Below are 20100 nucleotides of genomic sequence, written 5' to 3'. Positions count from 1 at the left end.
TCAGCCGTTAAGAAACCTCACCCTTGCAGCCGCGCTGCACCGAACAGACTGACGCTCAGCAACGTCTTGTCCTGAGTGTGCAAGCGCACTGGCGCAATGCCACCAGGCATGACCACGGCAATATCACCGCTCTCAACCCAGCCTGCACGCCATGCCGCGCATGCCACGGCACTGGCGCTGGTTCCGGAAGACGCAGTGGGCCCCTCTCCGCGTTCGAACACCCGCGCGATGAGTCGATCGCGGGACTCTCGCGCCGCCCATTGCAGGTTGACCCCAGCCGCACAGGGTTGCCCGCCGCCTGCGGGAGGTGCAAAGGCAATCGCCTTCAAGGCTTCGAACAGGGCGGGCTGCTGCATTTGTGCGTTGTCGGGCAATACCGACACCCGCTCGACCAACGTCACACAATGGGGGTTGCCCACCCGTACAAATTGACTGGTGGCCCACTGAGGGTTGATCGCCGTCAGCTCATTGATGTGGCTCAGTTCGGCCCCCTCCAGAAAGGCTTGATCAACCCCTTGGGCCCCCACCGCCGAGGGTCCGAACGTGGGCAACCCCAGTTCAAGCCAGAACCCCGCAACGTCCTCACGAACGGACGGCTCCACCCGAGTGGCGACGGGCGATACCGCATCCGTTTTGTCGTGGTGTACGCGCAATTCACAGGCGTCAGTCATCAGGGCCTGTTCGGTCAGTGCCTGGGCAAAAATCGTCAAGCCATTGCCGCTGCGCTCGGCCAAAGAGCCATCCGTGTTAACGATCAACAGGTCAAACGGCGGCTCGGCCTGGAACGGCCCGACCAACAAACCATCACAGCGATGCGCCTTGGCATCAGCCGGGCGTGGTATCGCGCCCCAGCCGCATTCGGAAGCGACGGCCGATGCCGTCCAACGACTGCGAGTACGCGCGGCCAACGCCGCGCTGTCGGGCACCTCAATGCCCTTGTTTCTTAACAAAGCTGGGCTGACCACGCCATAGACGTTGCCGCGGGCATCGTAGAACAGGGTCATAGCGTGGTTTGCCTGAACAGCTTCATCGGGTCGTCCGTTTGGTTGCCTGCACATTCAGGCAACAGCGTATTACAGAACCTACCGACAATGGGAGGCGGCCTGGAAGGTGGTAATCACCGTGAGCACGAAGGGGTTCAAAAGCCCTCACGGAGATTACGCACCTTCCAGGCCGCCTCCTACACACCCGATACTTCTTACGTGGCTGCAAACTGCCCAGCCGTTCCAAGTGTGTAAAAATAAAATTCACGCCCGGCAAAACGCCAAGGGAACCCCGCTCGCGAACCAACGCCTGATATGCAAGGATGTCGCGCCGGACATCGTTCGTTGAACGCCAAACCAAGGACTTTTCATGACTGCCATCTCCACCTCAGCGCCCGTGGTTCCCGGGCGGCTGGAGCAAATGTCGACCCGTATCGCTTTCTTCATTGCCGGCTTCGGCATTGCCGCCTGGGCACCGCTGGTGCCGTATGCCAAAGCCCGTGCCGAACTGAGTGAAGGCACACTGGGCCTGCTGCTGTTGTGCCTGGGCGTCGGCTCGATCATTGCCATGCCCGCAGCGGGCGCCTTGGCATCGCGCTTTGGCTGCCGACGCGTGCTGAGTGCCGGGACGATCATGATCTGCCTGGCTTTGCCGGTGTTGGCGACGGTCAGTTCGATTCCGTTGCTGATGGCGGGTTTGTTCCTGTTTGGTGCCGGTTTAGGCACGGTGGATTCCACCGTCAATCTGCAGGCCGTGATCGTCGAACGTGCCAGTGGCAAGACGATGATGTCCGGTTTTCACGGGCTGTTCAGCCTGGGTGGGATTATCGGCGCGGCGGGGGTCTCGGGATTGCTCGGGTTGGGCCTTTCGCCACTGCAGGCTACCCTGGTGGTGATCGTCATCACGCTGGCGGCACTGCTCAAGGCGGCACCGCACCTGCTGCCGTACGGCAGTCAAAGTTCGGGCCCGGCGTTTGCCGTTCCGCGTGGCGTGGTGCTGTTTATCGGTTGCCTGTGCTTTATTGTGTTTCTGGCCGAAGGCGCAGTGCTCGACTGGAGCGCGGTGTTCCTCAGTGCCGAGCGCGGCCTGGACGAAGCCTATGCAGGCTTGGGTTACGCAGCCTTTGCCTTGACCATGACGCTCGGACGGTTGACCGGTGACGCCATCGTGCGCCGGCTGGGCGCTACTCGGGTGATTGTGGCCGGCGGTGCACTGGCAGCGGTCGGCACATTCCTCGCCACCTTGTCACCGGCTTGGGAAATGGCCTTGCTGGGTTATGCGCTTGTAGGTGCCGGGTGCTCGAATATCGTCCCGGTGCTGTATACCGCTGTCGGCAAACAGAACGTCATGCCAGAGCACATTGCCGTGCCGGCCATTACCACCCTGGGCTATGCGGGGATATTGGCCGGGCCGGCCTTGATCGGGTTCATCGCCCATGGCAGCAGCCTCGCTACGGCCTTCCTGTTGATCGCGGGGTTGCTGGCAGCGGTGGCGGTGAGTGGAAAAATACTGCGGGTATGAACGTTAAGCAGCACGAGCGGCTTGAGTATTTCAAGCAACTCGTGCCCCTTGAGCGTCTTTAAATTCCCCTCTCTTGCTTGTCCTCTTGCAGCCAGCGATCAAGGCTGTAGTTCTTCAACCACCCATCGTCGTTACGGCTGCCGAACAGGCTGAAACCATTGGCCTTGTGACTGTCCAGAGAGTCCATTAACCCGGGTCGCTCCGTGAGATTCTTGGCCAGGTACACCTCTTGCTCAGTGTATTTTTTCAACGGAAACCCGGTGCGCGGATCCCGTACAGCTTCACCGTTGTTGTCCGTTACGTTAGGGTCCTTGCTGATCTCGGCAATCGTTTCCCTTTTCACGTACCGGTGTTTTTCTGAGCCAAAAAAGGCACTGAAGTCTTCCGACTTGTCCCGCCAATCATCAAATTTCCCCCTGAATGCCTGCACGACCTGCGCATCGGTTTTCGCATGGAACGGATCGGCGCTCTGGATATTGGGGTTGGTATTGCCGATCTGTGAGTCGCCCGCTTTGGCAAGGCTTTCATGGGTGATTTCACCGCCTTTGGCAACAATGGCATCGTTCAGCCGGGGACGGTTGAGTATCTCTCGCGCCAACATGATGGTGCGCTCCGACACCTTGCTGCTGCTGGGTTCTTCTTTGGCTATTTCCTGCAAAGATCCCTGGGTCAGTCGGCCATCTTTCTTGAAGGCATCCAGTAATTGCAGGTTGTTTTTGAGGTCGGTCGCCAGCAAGTGGTCGTCTGAGCTGACAAAGGGGTTCCCAACCTTCGACATGCCTCCATACAGGTTCTGGCCGTCAAAGTGACGATCGGCGCCGTTCGCGAAACGGGTGTTGAATGTCTGCAACGCTGGCAACGGCTTACCCAATGCTCGGTTATCTACCTCATGGCGAAACTGACCATTACCCGCACCTGCTGAGGGATTGTTCGGTGCATTTAATGCCGCTATTTGCGTGCGGCCCAGATTATTGACAATTTCCGCCATGATTCACCTCTACCCTATCTAGATTTTCGTAGCCTGGGCCTTGATTACCTGATCCGCAAAACCGACTCGAAATCAACATGGCACAAGCACCGATTGAGTGGTGCTCAGAAAACAATGGTTCCGAAGACTGCCGTCCAAAACCCCGGACTTACCCCAGTGAATCTTGAGCATTTGTAACCCGCGCACCTGGCCGGACCATTCCTGGCGTGGAACAGCCCACTAGCGGCTGGACAACTTGTGCCAAAGGTTGGCAAATAGGCAGAGCAAAGGATTGGACCCTGGCTCCTCAGTGATCGCTCGAGAGCCTTTGTCAAAATCTTCGGCGGTGGGCGCCTTGAAGCTGAACTTAGGCGAGGATGTGAGGTTAAGCCCCTGTGGCTGGGACGTTCCCGGGGTCTCTGGCTGTTGCGCAAGCGTAGCCATTGCCGAGACGTCGTACTGGGAGTGACGGGATTCAAATGATGTCGAGTTCATGGTCCAGACCTAATCCGGTAGATGAAGGCCCCCATCGGTAGTCAATGACCGGTGGATATTTACTCTGTGGTGCGTTTTTGAAAACGGTTCCTGCGGGTGGATCTGTATTTCCTGTACCACGCGTTTGCCAACCTCTGCCGCGCAGTCCGCGACAGAGGGCCGCCCCACGCCTAACGAAGCAGTTGGTACAACTCCTGCTGAGAGATCTTTCCATCGCGACGCCAACTGTCAACGTTGTCCATCATCGACCTGAGGTCCGAACGGGCCATCACTTCCCTCGACAGCTGGGTGAGATGGTCGCTGAATGGGTTGCCGGTCAACGCTTGCGACGCACGTGCGCTGAGTTCGCGGAGCTTGATCGTGCTGCTGAAGTAGCCGCCCTTCAGCGAATTGAAATGGGTCAGCATTTCTCGCACGAGTTGCTTGTCGTTATTCAACTTCAACGGGTTATCGGAACGAACAACGCTACTGATGTCGTCCTTGGACAAACGGCCATCCAATGCCCCCGTACTGCCATTTCTATCGAGCGCTTGCATCAGACCGGGACGCCGCAACAGTTCCTTCGCCAGTCGGATATTCGGGTCCAGGGAGGGGTTGCCGGTCAACGGTCGATTGGCCATTTTCTGCACGCTCTGGGGCGTCACACTGCGTGAAGGCCAGCGGCCCTTGAACGCCCCATAATTATCCAGAAGCCCCTGGGCCAATTGCTCATTACTTTGTTTGGAGTAATAGGGGTCCGGTAACGTCGGGTCTGGACGCGGCGGCGGGCCGGGGTTCGGGCGCACACCGTCCGGCACTGGGCGCGGCGGCGGACCACCGAATACCGGGCCGCTTTGGCTGGACTGCGATGTGAAACTGACACCTACCGTGATCTGGGCACTTGATGAGGTACCAGACCGCTCAGTATTGGGTTTTGCCTCTGCAAGAGGGGCATTATCGGTGGAGGGAGCGACGCTCTGATTGAATGCTGATACCGACATTTGGTTCTCCAGTTCGGTGTGTTCAGGCGCCTGACCTCACCGTCCCAGCGACCCTGACGCTCAATAAGCCGTCCAGGCAACCAGCAGAGGCAGGCATATCCTGTGTGGCAGAACGGTGGGAAGCGGTTCCTGAGACAGCTGAAAACTTCCAGAACCCAAGTAGGAAGAGCATCGGCAGGGTTGAGAGATAACCCCATATGTTGGACAGCATTACCGCCCAACCTGAGCAGGAAGCGCGGCAATGTGGTGAGTCAACGGCGGATCAGAACCTAATGGGGAGCGCTCACCTGTTTGAGACGGCTGAGTTTTTCGCGGCTGCCGCACACGCTCATCTGGCACCATTTGCGCTGTTTGTTCTTGGAAATGTCCATGAACACCCAATCGCAGTCCGTGGCACTGCAACTGCGTAGCGCGTGCAGATCACCCGACACCAGCAGTTGCGTGGCCTCGATAGCCAGGCGTCCCAGCACCATGGCCGTCAGTTCCTGCGCCGTGGTGCAGGCTTTCCACGCCCAGGCGGGCTTACCGTCGACCGACCGCAGCACCCGCCAGGCGACGCCTTGCTGGAACATCTGGTTGATCTGCTGCAAGGCCTCGTCGGGGGCGGCGTGGTTCATTGATAACGGATAGAACACCTCATACAGGCATTCCCTGAACGCAATAACCGCGTCCAGGTCCGGTTGGTAGGCGATCGACGACTCGAACACCATGGGCTTGTAGTCATCAAACTCTCGGGCTGAGATCAATGACGCATGCAAGGCCCATTCGAAGAAAAACTGAAAACTGGTGAGCCGCTCTTCGATGACCTTGAGTGCGGTGCCGGGACGCCGGCCATTGGTGGTATTGATAAAGTCCAATACCCGGGCCCCACCAATCAGACGGATCGATTTTGCAGTGCCCGTAAAATGTGTCATGCCTGCTCCTGAAAAAACACGTTCTCCCTGCGATGGCGCAGATTACCTTGTTTTTTCGAGTTGCAGACATTGGCATCTCGGCGCAAAGACCAACGGCTAAGTGCGAGCGTCGTTGCGCGCCACCCAGTCCAGAATCGTCTCGACAGACTGCGCCACTGAAAGCGCCTGGGTATTCAAGTGCACTTCCGGAAACACCGGCACGTCATAGCGGGAGTCAATCCCGGTGAAGTGCTTGATCAAGCCTGCGCGGGCTTTTTTATACAGCCCCTTGGGGTCACGCTCTTCGGCGGTTTCCAACGGCGCATCCACATGCACTTCGACAAAAAACTCATTGCCGATGATCGAGCGCGCGTAATGCCGGCTGGCCGACGAAGGTGAAATCAACGCCACGATCACCAGCAACCCCGCCTCCAGCATCAACCGCGCCACTTCGGCGACCCGGCGGATATTCTCATCGCGGTCGCTGTCGGTAAAACCCAGGTCACGGCACAGCCCGCCACGCACCGAATCGCCGTCGATAATGGCGGTGAGCCGCCCTTGTTCCTGCAGGGCAATATCCAGCGCATCGGCAATGGTCGACTTGCCTGACGCAGAGATACCCGTCATCCAGATCACGGCTGGCTTATGGTTCGTTTGCGCGTGTTCGGTGCGCCGGTGGTTGAACGCAAACGCATGCAGATTCTGGTTTGGACTGTCTGGAAAATAACTCATGGCCGCTCACCCTCCGTCACCGAAACAGGTTGTTTACCCAGCATGAACACCATCACGCATTGCACGAACAGCAGCAGCGCAACCACCCAATACACGGTCGAGAACGACCCGGTCAGGTCCTTGGAAAAACCGCCGAGGAAATTGCCGCACACCCCACCCAGGCCGATCAATACGTTGGCAATACCGAAGGCCTGGGTCAGTCGGCTGACCGGCACAATTTGCCCGATGTAACTGGGGACCAGCCCGAAGATGGGATAGAACGCCAGCGCAAACAAAAACGCGGCCAGGTAGAACAGCGGGAGGCTGTTGAAACTGAACACCAGGGTGGCGGCCAGCCCCGCACTCAGGAAACACATCGCCAGCGACGCCCGCACCCCCACCTTGTCGGCAATCCAGCCCACCAAAAAGCCCGACGCCATGCCCACGGCGCCGATGGTGGTCCAGATAAACCCGGCATCCTGGACCGACACGCCCAGTTCATCGCGAAGGAACGGCGCCAGGTAAGTCTGGAACGGCAGCAGCGCCATGCCATTGAGGAAGGCGATGGCCCAGGTCAGGTACAACGAGCGGCTGAGCCAGGGCTGGCGGCTGTCAAATGCAGTGGCTCGCTCCCCGGCAAACCCGCGGTCCTGGCTTGCCGCCAGGTTGCGCAACAGAAACCAGGCCACCACGCACAGGGCCACCGAGATCAGCCCGGCGGTGAGCCAGATCGAGCGCCAGCCACCATTCAGGGTCAGGAACGACACCAGCAGGCCGTTGATAAACACGCCATAGCTGGTGCCGCTGGAGATCAGCCCCATGACCCGCGAGCGATTGCCGGGGCTGAAGCCCTTGGTGACGATTTCCGCCAACGGGATGTACACCGAGGCGGAACAGCCGCCGAGCAGGATCAGCAGGGCTCCCGATAACCAGATGCTGTCACTGACACTCAGGCCCAACAGCGCCAGGGAGGTCATCACCGTGGACACCAGGCTGATTTTCCAGCCCTCGAAATACCGGCTGATCACGCTGGTGACCGATGAAAACAGCAGGAAGCCGATCTGCGCGCCGCCGGTGATCAGGCCCACCGTGGTGTAGTCGAAACCGATGTCGCGACGCATGTCCACCACCAGGTTGGCGAACAGGTAAACGCCAAAGCCATAGGTACTGGCCACGAACCCTGTGAGGACCACCGCCAGCACGACGCTGTCCAATGGGCGGGCATTGCTCTGTACAAGTGTGCTCATCAAGCCTCCTTATTCGGCGCGCGCAGTGTGGATGACGAAATCACAATCCATCATGTCGTAGTCACGTTCGAAATCACCGTAGCTCTCATGGTCGGTAAACCCGGACTTGAGCACCTCCCCCTTCAATTCCCCCGGCAACAGCGGGTAAACCTGCAGCCTGTACTGCTCCTCGTTATCGAACGAATAGATGAACTCACACAGGTGCTCATCAACCTGCCCCAGGCTGACCGAAGCCTTCGCACCGCAGTAGTAGTAATGACCGCTGGCTTTGAATTTGCCGGCACGGATGGCGAAGAAATTGCGCTGATCCACAATCAGCAGGCCACCTGGCTTGAGCAAGGCCCTGAATTTCGCCAGCACCCGCAACCGATCGTGCGCGGCGAACACATGGCACAGTGAACTGCCCAGGCACACCACCGCATCGAACTGGCCAAGCTCCTGGGAATCCAGTGAATGCCAGTCGCGGTAATGGGACTGGATGTCCAAACCGTGTTTGCGAAAGTTCGCTCGCGCCTTGGTCAACATGGTGCTGCTGCCATCCGTGGCAACGACATCGAAGCCCGCCTGCTTGAGCTGCACCGCATGAAAGCCACTGCCCGTCGACACATCGATCACCGACTGCACGCCGTGGCGTCGCAGCAGCTTTTCAAAGAACCCGTCCTCCCCTTCCTTGCGTTTTTCCCAATCAATCAACTCATCCCAACGCTCGACGAAATCCGCCGAATACTGCGTGGCATAACTGGCGACTTCGTTGTGCTTACGCCCCGACATCTGATTCATCACACACCTACCAGGTTGAATTCTTGAAGGACAGGTACTTGCTCGCCAGCTCGTAGGCGAACTCGGCGGACTGCTCGATCGACATGGTGTGCTTGGAATAGCCCAGCATCGATTGCATGACGGCCATGCACTGCGGGTTGTACGTGACGGAACCATCGCAATGGATTTCGTCGATGCCATCCTGGCTCTGGCAGATCGTGTTGATGCGTACCGCCTCGTCCATTGGGCAAGCCTCGGAGAACTGCACCTCGATCCGCCCGTCCTGCAACTGCACCGGATAGCCGCCCGGAAGCCCGAGAGGGCCTGGCGCATGCACCAACACCGGCGTGGACGAAAACAGCCCTTCGATGACGGTGACGGCGGAGCACGCGGTGAGGAACTGCCCGTCCACCCCACCCAGGCGGCGGTACTCGGATTTCACCGTAGAAAAAATCGCCTCGGCCGGCAGGCGAGCCACCTCCGGCCGGTCGCGCACCTCATACAACAGGCGGTAGCTGGCGCGTGGAGGCAGGCCACCGCGTGGCACGTAATGGCTGAAGTAATGCTGGGCATACAGCTGCACCTGCACATCGGCGGGCGCACATTCGAGCAACCGCGCAATGGAAAAACGCACGGCGGGAATCAGGTTGGCCACATTGCCCACGCCGATGTCCGGCGCCAGACCGATGCGCGCCAGGATCGGGTTGACCGCATCCGGGAACGCTGCGTTCACGGTTTTGGTGGTGATGCCGGACGCTTTTACTGCTTGCATCAGGCAATGCATCAACGTCAGGTGCATCGGCAGCCAGGGGCCGAACTGGGCCTGGTCGAGCTTTTCAAAGGACAGCTTGGGCAACCCGGTGATGACCCGCCATGACTGCAGCGATGCACAGTTCACCAGCATGTCCGGGGCTTCTTCACGCAGCAGCCGCGCCACCTTGCCGATGTCGGTCAGGTCGGCAATCACCGGCTTTATTGCGATGAACTGCCCCAGCTGTGCGCACGACAACGCCACCAGGTTGCATAACCGAATCGTTGCTTCTTCAGTGCGGCCCAGCACTACAAATTCGAAGGCGTTCTTCGGCGCCAGAATCTTGAGGATCTGCAGGCACAGGTTGCCGGCGCCCACCAGCAGCAGTTTTTTCTTGCGCACTGGATGGCTCATCGTGGGTAGGCTCCGTTGTCGACCGGAATCACCCGGCCGGTGATGTGCCGCATGGCATCACCGACCAGCAGCAAGATAACCTCAGCCACCCCACTCGGCAGGATCGACTCCTTGAGGACCTCCTGGCGGGCATATTCGGCGCGTCGGTATTCGGGGATGGTGCCGTAGATGGCGGTTTCATGAATCAGCGCCGGCGACACCACGTTCACCCTCACGAACGGGGCAAAGTTCCAGGCGTTGGCCTTGGTCAGGCCGATCACCGCCGCCTTGGTGGCGCCGTAGAGAGCGTCGCAGCTGCCCACTTCACCGGCCACCGAGGCGATATTGACGATGCTGCGCGGGGCTTCGTGCCGCATTTCCCGCTCGGCGAAATCCTTGGAGAGGTACACCAGGGCCTTGAGGTTGACGGTGAGGATCTCGTCTATCTGTTCGTCAGAATAGGCGTAGACACTTTTACCGTGGTAAATGCCGGCGTTATTGACCAACCCATAAATAGTCGCATGGCGCTCATACAGCGTAGGAATAAAACCCTTGATAACGTTCATGTCGGAAAAGTCCGCAACATGCGCCTCGAAGACATCGGCACCGTAAAGACCTTGCAGTACGTTCAGACCTTCGGCGTCCTTGTCGGCACCGATAACGAAGTAGCCCTGTTGAATCGCCATCTCTACAGTTGCCCGACCAATTCCGTTGGCTGCCCCGGTCACAATCAGCTTTTTCATACAACAATCCTTATTGACAAAACTCATTCATGCGCGCGTAAAAAGTTTGATGGTATTCGTACATTTCCTTTAATTTCGGAAACTGCTCGAATGCCCGCAAGTCGACCGATGTTTTTTCCGGCGACACAATACGCTCACTGTTTTCTGCAGCCACATGCCAACTGCGCCAGGTTTTCCATTGTTGTGGGCATTCGCGCTTCCACGTCATTGCGTGTGGCAGAAACTCAATACCCAAGTAATCACACAGTTTGCGAATCACCCGTTCCGGATCGGCGGCCAGGTCATCCGCATTAATCACATAAGGCACGTTGCCTGTCAGTTTGGTGACCACGCAGAAGATGTCGTACAACGCTTTATGCCCAATGGCCTGCAACGGCATATCAGGGTGCACCCGATGATGGGAAATAATGCTGCTGGCGGGTTCGCGAATAAGAAAGATATTGGCCTGTTGCGCGAGAAAACCACTGTCCACTTTTAAATCGTCCAGGCAGTGGTAACACATATCTTTGTGAAACACGTTAGTGCGTTCGCGGGCCTTGAGTAGATGCTCTTTTATACCCTGGTAAGTCGTGGGCAAACTGTGGTCCCACTCATCCGAAGGAATCGCCGAATCCGCTGAAAACGCCATATGCGCAAAGGGCTCGTGGAAAACCTCGAAATCCCCCCGCTCGATAAACACCCGCTCCAGCACGGTGGAGCGCGAACGTGGATGTGCCCACAACCCGATCATCCGGTTCATGCGATCACCCCGAATTCGGCCGCCAGCAACGCGTTGAGGGCGCGCTTGAAGGGTTTTGTCACCGGGCAGAGCCGAACGCAGTAGTCGGCCAGGCGCCGGTGTGCGCTGTTGGCCTCATTGCAGGCATTGAGGAAGGCCTCGTGGTTGCCAAAGTCGTACGGCTCGATGCTGTCGACAAAGTAGGCTTCATAGAAGTACGGGATGCGAATCAGCTTCGCGAACGTCGACGCAGGCGGCTTCTGTGGTCCCACGGCGGGCACTACCGGTTTACCGTGGCTTTCACGCTCGACCAGAAACTCCACGATGTCGGGGGTCAGCGTGTAGCAGGTCGCGGTCTGCCCGGTCTTTTCCAGGTGCCAGCAGTGCTTGTTGCCCCGCTCGTCCACGTCGACCTTTATGCTCGACAGCAGGGTTTTGACCGGCACGGTCGAGGCCGCCACCAGCGCCTGGATCTGCTCGTAAATCATCAACTCGGCCCAGCGCAGTTCCTCGGCGCTCAATGCCAGGCCGCGTTCGGCCGCTTGCAGCGTGAATTCAGGCTGGCAGGCGAAACGCCCAATCATGAAGGTGATAACGTGTTTGCAGTGGGCGGTGTCGACACCGTTGCTGCGCGCCGTCGCCAGGCCGCGCTCGATGGCCTGGATGCCGGCCTGGAACTGAGCGACCGTGAAGCAGAAGGTGATATTGACCGACGCGCCTTGGGCCACCAGTTGTTCGACTGTTGCCATGCCTTCCAGGCTGCCCGGCACCTTGACCATCACGTTCGGTGCCAGGCGCTGCAGCTCCAGGCCCCTGGCCGTCATGCGCTCGGCGCAGCGCACATCCACCGGGTCGACCTGCGCGGAAATCCAGCCTTCGGCCTGTGCCGATTGCACCCAGCGCGGCTGGAGACTCGCGGCCCCTTCGATGATGACCTCGTTGTACAGCTGCTTGCGCAACTCATCCGGAGAGAGGCTGGCAAGGTTGAAGCGTGAAGACCAATACTCACGCTTTTCGAGGATAACGGCCGTCACCAATCGGGGGTTGGTGGTCACACTGCACAAGCCCCAGGGTTTGGAAAAATCATCCGGCATCAACCTTTCTATATAGGTAGCCGCCGCCGGGTACTTTTCCAGCAAGTGGTGTTTGTAAGGCAGGTACACAGCAGGCGATGAATCCCACCAAACTTGCGAACATTGATCGTTGCGCTTAAGTTGTTCCAGGTAACCAAGTGTGTTCACGACGCCTCCTCCCTGAGTAATGAGATCAATTAAAAATGGTCAGTAATTCACGTATATCGGTAATCGGCACTGCGCCGACTGCGACCAACTGTGAATGCCGATACGTCGGACCAAACCCGATAACACTAATATGGGCAGCGACCGCCGCCTGAATACCCGTAACACTGTCTTCAATCACCAACGCGTCACTGACATCGACGTTGTAAGTGTCACACGCCGTCAGGAACACCAACGGATCAGGCTTCCAGCGACCGACTTCATAACAACTGAATATTCGCCCTTCAAAATAAGAAAACAGTCCAGCAATACGCAGACAGTGTTCTATCTTATTGCGCGGCGCACTCGAGGCGACGCAATAGGGAACCTTCAGGCTTTCCAATACTTCAACCATCCCCTCAGTCGCCTTCAAACTGAGTGTCAGTGCTTCCAGGGCCTGCTGGCGAAAACGCTGTTCAAACTCAGTGTCCAGCGTGAGATTTAATATCTGTTCAGCTTCGCGCAGACAATCCGCAATCTTGCGACCACGGAAGTGTTCAATAAAGCGGGTTACATCAAGCAACCTGTCGCGCGAAGCAAGCGCATTAAGCATGGAGATCAACACAGACAGGGTTATTTCTTCACTTTGGACGAGTACGCCGTCGCAATCGAAGATAATTAACTTAGGCACGCCAACTAAGGCCGCTGCTTTTACCTGACCAGGTAGTTCCCCTATATCGGCCGAAAGGCACATAGGTATCTCTTATAGGTGGCCCCGCGATGACTTCCGAACTACCAACGGAGCGGGTTGAGGTGTGCCTATAAGACACGTGGCGAAAAAGCCTGTCAAACGCTTTTGAGCGGTTTTTTAGTATCTTATGGTTATTTTTTATAGTTCTGTTATTCCATTTTTCACCATGGTTGTAGTCGCTAAAATCACACGGATGAACTTCCCCTGCGCGCGGCCAGTCAGCTACTGGAACTCACGTATTTAAGGTCGGTGAGCAATGCGTATCTCTTTGGAGCAACAAGTGGCCCTGGTGACAGGCGCCAGTTCAGGAATCGGCGCTGGCGCGGCCAAGGCCCTGGCGCAAGCCGGAGCAGCCGTGGTGCTGAATTACAACAGCCAGGCCGCGCCGGCCGAGGCCCTGGCGAAGCAGATCAACGCCGAGGGTGGCCGGGCAATTGCCATCGGCGCCAACGTCTCAATAGAAGAAGATGTAGAACGGCTGTTTGCCCAGACCCTGGATGCCTTCGGCCACTTGGACATTCTGGTGGCCAACTCCGGCATGCAGAAGGACGCCAACCTGGTGGACATGACCCTTGACGACTGGAATGCGGTGATCGGCGTCAACCTGACGGGCCAGTTCCTGTGTGCCCGCGCTGCGGTGCGCATCTTCAATCGCCAGGGCGTGCGCGAAGGCGTGTCGCGGGCTGCCGGCAAAATCATCCACATGAGCTCGGTGCACCAATTGATCCCGTGGGCCGGGCACGTGAATTACGCAGCATCCAAGGGCGGCGTGGAAATGCTGATGCGCACCCTCGCCCAGGAAGTCAGCGAACAGCGCATCCGCATCAACGGCATTGCGCCGGGGGCAATCCGTACGGCGATCAATCGTGCCGCCACCGAAGGCGCGGCAGAAAAAGAGCTGCTCAAGCTGATTCCGTATGGCCGCATCGGTGATGTGGAAGACGTGGCCAACGCCGTGGTGTGGCTGGCCAGCGATGCCTCCGACTATGTCGTAGGCAGCACACTCTTTATTGACGGCGGCATGAGCCTTTATCCGGAGTTCCGTGGCAATGGTTGATTTGAAGAACGAACCACAGAGCGCCATCGATGCCCACGGCATCATTGGCGATATGCGCAGTGCCGCATTGGTAAACGACAAAGGCAGTATCGACTTCTTCTGCTGGCCGGAATTCGACAGCCCGTCGATCTTCTGCTCGCTGCTGGACAGCCCTGATGCCGGGATTTTCCAACTCACCCCGGACCTGCCCAACGCGCGCCGTGAACAGATCTACCTGCCCGACACCAACGTGCTGCAAACCCGCTGGCTCAGCGACGAAGCCGTGGTGGAGATCACTGACCTGCTGGCCATCAGCGAAGAAATCGATGACCTGCCGTTGCTGATCCGCCGGGTGCGAGTAGTCAGTGGCAAGGCCAATATCCATCTGCGCTGCGCGGTACGGCATGACTACGCCCGCACGCCGACCCACGCCAACCTCGACGACGGCACCGTCGTCTTCAGTGCCGACGGCCAACCCGGCCTGCGCCTGTCCGGCAGCCATCCGCTGCAGATCAAGGACGGCGCCGCCGTGGCCAGCTTTGTCCTGGACCAGGAAGAAGGCGCCGAGTTCGTCCTCGGCGGCCAGGACGATGAACGCGTGGACAGCCGTTGCACCGACCTGGCACTGGCCCACACCTTGAAATACTGGCGCGGCTGGATAGCGCAGTCGAACTACCGTGGGCGCTGGCGCGAAATGGTCAACCGCTCGGCGCTGGCCCTCAAGCTGCTGACCTCGCGCAAACACGGCGCGATTATCGCCGCCGCCACCTTCGGCTTGCCCGAAACGCCGGGCGGCGAACGCAACTGGGACTACCGCTACACCTGGATCCGCGATGCGTCGTTCACCGTCTACGCTTTCATGCGCCTGGGCTTTGTCGAAGAAGCCAACGCCTATATGCGCTGGCTCAAAGGACGGGTCAGCGATTGCTGCAGCCAGCCGACCAAGATCAATATCCTGTACGGCATCGACGGTCGCCAGGAATTGCCGGAGGCCGAACTCGATCATTTTACCGGCCACGGCGGCGCCAAACCGGTGCGCATCGGCAACGAGGCGTTCGACCAGATCCAGCTGGACATCTATGGCGAGCTGATGGACGCGGTGTACCTGGTCAACAAGTACGGGGAAGCCATCTCCCACGAGGGTTGGAAACACACCGTCGATGTCGCCGACCAGGTCTGCGAAATCTGGAACACCGAGGACGTGGGCATCTGGGAAATGCGCGGCGAGCAGCATCACTTCCTGCACTCGCGGCTGATGTGCTGGGTCGCGCTGGACCGCGCCATCCGCCTGGCGTCCAAGCGTTCGCTACCGGCGCCATTCGCGCGCTGGGACCAAACCCGCCAAGCGATCTACGCCGACATCTGGAGCAATTTCTGGAACGAAGAACGCGGGCATTTCGTGCAGCATACCGGCAGCACCGCGCTCGACGGTTCGATGCTGCTGATGCCATTGGTGCGCTTTGTCGCGGCGACCGACCCACGCTGGCTTTCGACCTTGGAAGCCATCCAGAAAAGCCTGGTACGCGACGGTATGGTCTACCGCTACCGCAACGACGACAGCCAGATCGACGGCCTGCAAGGCACCGAAGGCGCGTTTGCGGCCTGCTCATTCTGGTACGTCGAATGCCTGGCCCGTGCCGGTCAAGTGGAAAAGGCCCACCTGGAATTCGAACAACTGCTGCGCTACGCCAATCCCTTGGGTTTGTACGCCGAAGAATTCGACAGCCAGGCCCGCCACCTGGGCAATACGCCCCAGGCCTTGAGCCATCTGGCGCTGATCAGCGCGGCGACCTTCCTGGACCGTAAGCTCAGCGGCGAGAAAACCACCTGGCAACCCTGAGGTGGCGTGTGCATGATGGGCAGGCCCTCGACCACGGTCTCGACACGTCACGCTACGGCCTTCAATCGTGCGCCATCCCGTCACGCCCATCGGCTAGCGTTCCAGCACCTGAAAGGAGCCCACCATGACCACCGCGTTCCCCCTGCACTCCGTGCGCACTTCCATGCTCGACATGGCGTATGAAGCCCACGGCCCTGCCGAGGGTGCGCCGGTGATCCTGCTGCATGGTTTCCCCTACGACCCGCGCGCCTATGACGAGATCGCGCCGGTGCTGGCCGCGCGCGGTTGTCGGGTGTGGGTGCCGTATCTGCGCGGTTATGGCCCGACGCGGTTTATCAATGAGCAGGTGATGCGTTCCGGGCAGCAGGCCGCGTTGGCCAAGGACCTGTTGGAGTTCATGGATGCGCTGGGCATTGCGCAAGCCACCCTCGCCGGCTATGACTGGGGTGGGCGTGCCGCGTGTATCGTCGCGGCGCTATGGCCCGAACGGGTGCGTGGGTTGGTGACCGGCGATGGCTACAACATCCAGGACATCGGCAAATCCCTCACGCCACGCACGCCTGCGACGGAGCATCGCTTGTGGTACCAGTTCTACTTTCACACCCAGCGCGGTGTCGACGGTTTGACTGCCAACCGCCGTGAGCTCTGCAAGCTATTGTGGTCACTGTGGTCGCCGTCCTGGGCCGAAGGGCCGGGCCTGTATGACCAGACGGCGGCGTCGTTCGATAACCCGGATTTTGTCGAGGTGGTGATTCACTCCTATCGCCACCGTTTCATGTATGCGCCCGGCGACCCGGCGTTGGAATCCATCGAGCAGGCCCTGGCACTGCAACCGACGATTTCGGTGCCGAGCATTTCGTTGTGCGGCGCCGATGACGGCGTAGGTCCGCCGCCCGAGGTGGATGATGACGTCGAGCATTTCAGCGGGTTTTACCGGCGCCAGGTGTTGCCAGGCGTGGGCCACAATATTCCTCAGGAAGCGCCGCAAGCCACGCTTGATGCGCTGCTGGCGTTGCTGGGCGAAAAGCGCTCGCGGTAGGCCTGGGGCGTCACGTCCAGCGCGCGCAGGAAGCTGCGCCGCAACGTTTCTTCACAGCCAAACCCGCACTGCACAGCGATGCGTTTGATCGACGCCGTGCTGTCGGCCAGTTGTCGGCGCGCGGTTTCGACGCGGATCAATTCGACGGCACGCGCCGGAGTCTGGCCGGTTTCGGCGCGGTAATGGCGCACGAAGCTGCGCTCGCTCATGCCCGCTTGGGCGGCCAGGGTGGGAATGTTCAGGTCCAACGTCAGGTTTTCGGCCATCCAGGCGTGGAGCTCGGCGAAACGGTTGTCATCTTTTTGCAGGGACAGCGTCACGCTGAATTGCGACTGGCCACCGGGGCGCTTGAGGAACACCACCAAGTGCCGCGCCACTTCCAAGGCCACCGCGCGGCCCAGGTCTTCTTCCACCAGCGCCAGGCACAGGTCGATGCCGGCGGTGACACCGGCGGAGGTCCAGACGGCGCCCTGCTGGATGAAAATCGGGTTGGACTCCACCGTCAACGAGGGGAACTTGCGCGCCAGCTCTTCGCAACGCGTCCAGTGGGTGGCCACGCGGCAACCGTCGAGCAGGCCACTGGCGGCCAGCAGGAAGGCGCCGGTGCACACCGACGCCATGCGCCGCGTGTGCTCGGCTTTTTCCCGCACCCAATCGACCAGCGCCGGGTCTTCGGCGGCGCCGTATACACCCCAGCCCCCTGCGATCACCAGCGTGTCGCACGGCGTATCGACGGCAGGCAGCGGCTCAGCCACCAGCGCCAGACCGGCGGAAGTCATCACCGGCTGCGCCTGCGCGGCGATCACCGAGACGGCATACGGCAAGGGTTCGCCGCGCTGGCGCGCCAGGTCATTGGTGGAGGCGAACACTTGCAGCGGCCCGGTGACATCGAGCACTTGGGCGTTATCGAAAGCGAGTACATGGACGATTCGAGGCATGATTGGCGTGATTCGTGGGCTCAATGGCGTATTCGCCAAAGCCTAGGCCTCTAGAGTGAAGCCGTCCACCCCTTTGACGGAGCTTCATTCATGACCTTGCAGATCGGCTTTCTGTTGTTCCCCGGCATCCAGCAGCTGGACCTCACCGGCCCTTATGACGTACTGGGTTCGTTGCCGGATGTGAAACTGCACCTGGTGTGGAAAGACCGGGAACCCGTCACCTCCAGCACCGGCCTGGTGTTCACCCCGACCATGACCTATGCCGAGTGCCCACGCCTGGATGTGATCTGCGTGCCCGGCGGTTCCGGCGTGGGCGCACTGATGGAAGACCCGCAGACCCTGGATTTCCTCAAGGCCCAGGCGCAAACCGCGCGCTACGTGACCTCGGTGTGCACCGGCTCGCTGGTACTGGGCGCGGCGGGTTTACTGCGTGGCCGCCAGGCGACGACCCACTGGGCCTACCACGACATGCTCGCCCCGCTCGGCGCCATCCCCGTGCAGGCACGCGTGGTGCGTGACGGCAACCTGCTGACCGGCGGCGGCATCACCGCCGGCATCGACTTCGCCCTGAGCCTGGCGGCCGAGCTGTACAGCGAAGCGGCGGCGCAGCTGGTGCAATTGCAGATCGAATACGCGCCGGCGCCCCCCTTCAACTCCGGCCGCCCGGACACCGCGCCCCAGCACGTGCTGGAAGAAGCCAACAAACGCACCACCGAATCGCGCAGGGTGCGCGGCGAGATCGTCGCACGCGCGGCTGCACGGTTAGGCTGATTCTGCAAAACACCTGCAAGCGCCGGCTCGCCGGCGATAACCCCAGGTACCCACACGCAGCCCACGCTAACCACGATGCGAAGCGAGCCGCTCTTGATCCTGATCCTGATCCTGATCCTGATCCTGATCTTGATCCTGATCTTGATCTAGCTTTTGATCTCAGGCGCCCCGTCAAACACGCTGGCCGGAATTCGACAGGGATTTGGGGGGTAAACCGGCAGGGATGCCGGTTTAGCCGCCCCGCGCCATGGATGGCGCGTGGCGGCGGCCCCCCAAATACCTGTCGGATTACGGGCACACCGAGCGTGAGCGAGGTGCCGAGTGTTGGGGCAAGAGCCTTTTTGGTTACTTTTGGGGCTCTTTTCCAAAAGTGACCCGCCGTAAGGGCGGAACCCATAGCAGCCGTGACCTAAATAACGGATATGTACCCGGCCTGACCCAACACCCACATAGCCCGCCAGGCCGTCTTCGCGGGCAAGCCCACTCCCACATTTTGATCGCGGTGCAACAGTCAGATTGCGGTCGGCCCGCGGGAGCAAGCTCCCTCGCCACAGGTCCACGGTGAACCTCATACACCGAGGTGCCCCCATCGCAGGCTAGCCAGCTCCCACATTTGGCTAAGCCGTGTTCTCAAGTCACGCAGGCCGAGACATCACCGCCAAGCGCACCGCCAGTAAGGTCAGCACCGTCGCCAAGCCCCATTTCTGTAGCCAGGCGCCTTCTGAGCGACCAGCAAAAAACCGCCTCAGCGCACCCCCAAAAATACCCAGCAGCATATGAAATACAGCTGCAATCAAGGTCAACACCCCCCCAAGCACCATCAACTGCACCGCAATGGCCCCTGCTTCCGGACGTACAAACTGCGGCAAAAACACCACAAAAAACAACAACGCCTTGGGGTTGAGCAGGCTATTGAGCATGGCCTGCAGAAACACCCGGCCCAAGGGCACGCGGTTGATGTGCGCCGCGTCCGGCCCAGGGCTTTTCTGCAAGGTCTTGAACACCAGCCACAACAGGTAGACCACCCCCGCATACCGGATCACATCAAAGGACGGCGGCCAACTGGCAACCAACGCCGTCACCCCGGTAGCGGTCAAGGCCGTCAACAGCACGTCGGCCACGCCGATACCCAGGGCCGATGCCATCCCCCCGCGCCAACCGTGGGTGACGCCATGGCTGATCACAAAGGCCATGTTCGGCCCCGGGGACAACAGCAACAACAGCACAGCACCGGAAAAAACCGCCAGGGTCGCGAGGTCGATCATGCTCAAGCCTTCCACCGGGAAAAGCCTGCAGATTAGTCCGTGCACCCAGGGCGGACAAAAAATTGTGCTGGATACATTGCG

19 protein-coding genes are annotated in these 20100 nt (G+C 59.7%); 5 read left to right on the top strand and 14 right to left on the bottom strand.

The window, feature by feature from the left end; translation table 11 throughout:
- Positions 1-17: 17 nt before the first annotated feature.
- Entirely contained in the window at positions 18-1004 is a 987-nt protein-coding gene (locus tag BM403_RS22780) for a diaminopimelate epimerase (protein WP_093544976.1), read from the bottom strand.
- A gap of 349 nt (positions 1005-1353) precedes the next feature.
- Between BM403_RS22780 and BM403_RS22775 the strand changes: the two genes are divergently transcribed.
- Positions 1354-2505: an MFS transporter gene (locus BM403_RS22775; RefSeq protein ID WP_093544973.1), complete on the top strand. Its 1152-nt coding sequence runs from the start codon at positions 1354-1356 to the stop codon at positions 2503-2505.
- 58 nt (positions 2506-2563) lie between these two features.
- Here BM403_RS22775 and BM403_RS22770 read toward each other — a convergent pair whose 3' ends face one another.
- The 11 genes from BM403_RS22770 to BM403_RS22715 form a co-directional block, all read right to left on the bottom strand.
- Positions 2564-3493 (bottom strand): hypothetical protein, encoded by a 930-nt coding sequence (locus BM403_RS22770; protein WP_012723345.1) that lies wholly within the window; start codon positions 3491-3493, stop codon positions 2564-2566.
- Positions 3494-4137: 644 nt separating this feature from the next.
- Complete coding sequence (locus BM403_RS22760; protein ID WP_080943356.1) at positions 4138-4947, bottom strand: hypothetical protein; 810 nt, start codon at positions 4945-4947, stop codon at positions 4138-4140.
- A 269-nt stretch (positions 4948-5216) separates the two neighbouring features.
- A complete protein-coding gene (locus tag BM403_RS22755; RefSeq protein WP_012723342.1) occupies positions 5217-5861 on the bottom strand; it encodes a CGNR zinc finger domain-containing protein in 645 nt (214 codons plus the stop codon).
- Between the two features lie 96 nt (positions 5862-5957).
- Positions 5958-6572, bottom strand: coding sequence for an adenylyl-sulfate kinase (gene cysC, locus BM403_RS22750; RefSeq protein ID WP_012723341.1), 615 nt, complete (start codon positions 6570-6572; stop codon positions 5958-5960).
- Complete coding sequence (locus tag BM403_RS22745; RefSeq protein ID WP_012723340.1) at positions 6569-7798, bottom strand: MFS transporter; 1230 nt, start codon at positions 7796-7798, stop codon at positions 6569-6571. Before BM403_RS22745 ends, cysC begins: the two co-directional genes overlap by 4 nt.
- A 9-nt stretch (positions 7799-7807) precedes the next feature.
- Positions 7808-8578 carry a class I SAM-dependent methyltransferase gene (locus BM403_RS22740; RefSeq protein WP_093544970.1) on the bottom strand — a complete coding sequence of 257 codons (771 nt, stop codon included), beginning with the start codon at positions 8576-8578 and terminating at the stop codon, positions 7808-7810.
- A gap of 7 nt (positions 8579-8585) precedes the next feature.
- Complete coding sequence (locus tag BM403_RS22735) at positions 8586-9722, bottom strand: Rossmann-fold NAD(P)-binding domain-containing protein (RefSeq protein ID WP_012723338.1); 1137 nt, start codon at positions 9720-9722, stop codon at positions 8586-8588.
- Positions 9719-10444 (bottom strand): SDR family NAD(P)-dependent oxidoreductase, encoded by a 726-nt coding sequence (locus BM403_RS22730; protein WP_093544967.1) that lies wholly within the window; start codon positions 10442-10444, stop codon positions 9719-9721. The genes BM403_RS22735 and BM403_RS22730 overlap by 4 nt, the downstream gene beginning before the upstream one ends.
- Before the next feature lie 10 nt (positions 10445-10454).
- Positions 10455-11183: a sulfotransferase-like domain-containing protein gene (locus tag BM403_RS22725; RefSeq protein ID WP_012723336.1), complete on the bottom strand. Its 729-nt coding sequence runs from the start codon at positions 11181-11183 to the stop codon at positions 10455-10457.
- Positions 11180-12403, bottom strand: coding sequence for a transaldolase family protein (locus tag BM403_RS22720; RefSeq protein WP_093544965.1), 1224 nt, complete (start codon positions 12401-12403; stop codon positions 11180-11182). The genes BM403_RS22725 and BM403_RS22720 overlap by 4 nt, the downstream gene beginning before the upstream one ends.
- A gap of 25 nt (positions 12404-12428) precedes the next feature.
- The gene (locus BM403_RS22715) at positions 12429-13133 is read right to left on the bottom strand and encodes an HAD family hydrolase (RefSeq protein ID WP_093544962.1); all 705 of its coding nucleotides are present in this window, start codon (positions 13131-13133) and stop codon (positions 12429-12431) included.
- 253 nt (positions 13134-13386) lie between these two features.
- Between BM403_RS22715 and BM403_RS22710 the strand changes: the two genes are divergently transcribed.
- From BM403_RS22710 to BM403_RS22700, 3 genes are all read left to right on the top strand, one after another.
- A complete protein-coding gene (locus BM403_RS22710; protein ID WP_012723333.1) occupies positions 13387-14187 on the top strand; it encodes a glucose 1-dehydrogenase in 801 nt (266 codons plus the stop codon).
- Positions 14180-16006, top strand: coding sequence for a glycoside hydrolase family 15 protein (locus BM403_RS22705; RefSeq protein WP_043205120.1), 1827 nt, complete (start codon positions 14180-14182; stop codon positions 16004-16006). Before BM403_RS22710 ends, BM403_RS22705 begins: the two co-directional genes overlap by 8 nt.
- Before the next feature lie 124 nt (positions 16007-16130).
- Positions 16131-17045: an alpha/beta fold hydrolase gene (locus BM403_RS22700; protein ID WP_093544959.1), complete on the top strand. Its 915-nt coding sequence runs from the start codon at positions 16131-16133 to the stop codon at positions 17043-17045.
- Here BM403_RS22700 and BM403_RS22695 read toward each other — a convergent pair.
- A complete protein-coding gene (locus BM403_RS22695; protein WP_043205119.1) occupies positions 16979-17983 on the bottom strand; it encodes a GlxA family transcriptional regulator in 1005 nt (334 codons plus the stop codon). The two genes, BM403_RS22700 and BM403_RS22695, sit on opposite strands and share 67 nt — an antisense overlap.
- Positions 17984-18073: 90 nt before the next feature.
- Between BM403_RS22695 and BM403_RS22690 the strand changes: the two genes are divergently transcribed.
- Positions 18074-18754, top strand: a complete 681-nt coding sequence (locus BM403_RS22690; protein ID WP_093544956.1) for a DJ-1/PfpI family protein — start codon at positions 18074-18076, stop codon at positions 18752-18754.
- A 635-nt stretch (positions 18755-19389) separates the two neighbouring features.
- Here the strand turns inward: BM403_RS22690 and BM403_RS22680 are convergent.
- Positions 19390-20019 (bottom strand): LysE family translocator, encoded by a 630-nt coding sequence (locus tag BM403_RS22680; protein WP_093544953.1) that lies wholly within the window; start codon positions 20017-20019, stop codon positions 19390-19392.
- Positions 20020-20100 lie beyond the last annotated feature (81 nt).

Origin of the sequence: Pseudomonas sp. OV546 (genome assembly GCF_900116845.1) — a bacterium.
In the GTDB taxonomy this organism is placed as follows: Bacteria; Pseudomonadota; Gammaproteobacteria; order Pseudomonadales; family Pseudomonadaceae; genus Aquipseudomonas; species Aquipseudomonas petroselini.
This window is presented reverse-complemented; position numbering and strand designations above follow the sequence as displayed.

Coding starts and splice junctions, on each gene's coding strand:
- BM403_RS22780 (WP_093544976.1), bottom strand. CDS start 1,004: ATGACCCTGTTCTACGATGCCCGCGGCAACGTCTATGGCGTGGTCAGC.
- BM403_RS22775 (WP_093544973.1), top strand. CDS start 1,354: ATGACTGCCATCTCCACCTCAGCGCCCGTGGTTCCCGGGCGGCTGGAG.
- BM403_RS22770 (WP_012723345.1), bottom strand. CDS start 3,493: ATGGCGGAAATTGTCAATAATCTGGGCCGCACGCAAATAGCGGCATTA.
- BM403_RS22760 (WP_080943356.1), bottom strand. CDS start 4,947: ATGTCGGTATCAGCATTCAATCAGAGCGTCGCTCCCTCCACCGATAAT.
- BM403_RS22755 (WP_012723342.1), bottom strand. CDS start 5,861: ATGACACATTTTACGGGCACTGCAAAATCGATCCGTCTGATTGGTGGG.
- cysC (WP_012723341.1), bottom strand. CDS start 6,572: ATGAGTTATTTTCCAGACAGTCCAAACCAGAATCTGCATGCGTTTGCG.
- BM403_RS22745 (WP_012723340.1), bottom strand. CDS start 7,798: ATGAGCACACTTGTACAGAGCAATGCCCGCCCATTGGACAGCGTCGTG.
- BM403_RS22740 (WP_093544970.1), bottom strand. CDS start 8,578: ATGAATCAGATGTCGGGGCGTAAGCACAACGAAGTCGCCAGTTATGCC.
- BM403_RS22735 (WP_012723338.1), bottom strand. CDS start 9,722: ATGAGCCATCCAGTGCGCAAGAAAAAACTGCTGCTGGTGGGCGCCGGC.
- BM403_RS22730 (WP_093544967.1), bottom strand. CDS start 10,444: ATGAAAAAGCTGATTGTGACCGGGGCAGCCAACGGAATTGGTCGGGCA.
- BM403_RS22725 (WP_012723336.1), bottom strand. CDS start 11,183: ATGAACCGGATGATCGGGTTGTGGGCACATCCACGTTCGCGCTCCACC.
- BM403_RS22715 (WP_093544962.1), bottom strand. CDS start 13,133: ATGTGCCTTTCGGCCGATATAGGGGAACTACCTGGTCAGGTAAAAGCA.
- BM403_RS22710 (WP_012723333.1), top strand. CDS start 13,387: ATGCGTATCTCTTTGGAGCAACAAGTGGCCCTGGTGACAGGCGCCAGT.
- BM403_RS22705 (WP_043205120.1), top strand. CDS start 14,180: ATGGTTGATTTGAAGAACGAACCACAGAGCGCCATCGATGCCCACGGC.
- BM403_RS22700 (WP_093544959.1), top strand. CDS start 16,131: ATGACCACCGCGTTCCCCCTGCACTCCGTGCGCACTTCCATGCTCGAC.
- BM403_RS22695 (WP_043205119.1), bottom strand. CDS start 17,983: ATGCCTCGAATCGTCCATGTACTCGCTTTCGATAACGCCCAAGTGCTC.
- BM403_RS22690 (WP_093544956.1), top strand. CDS start 18,074: ATGACCTTGCAGATCGGCTTTCTGTTGTTCCCCGGCATCCAGCAGCTG.
- BM403_RS22680 (WP_093544953.1), bottom strand. CDS start 20,019: ATGATCGACCTCGCGACCCTGGCGGTTTTTTCCGGTGCTGTGCTGTTG.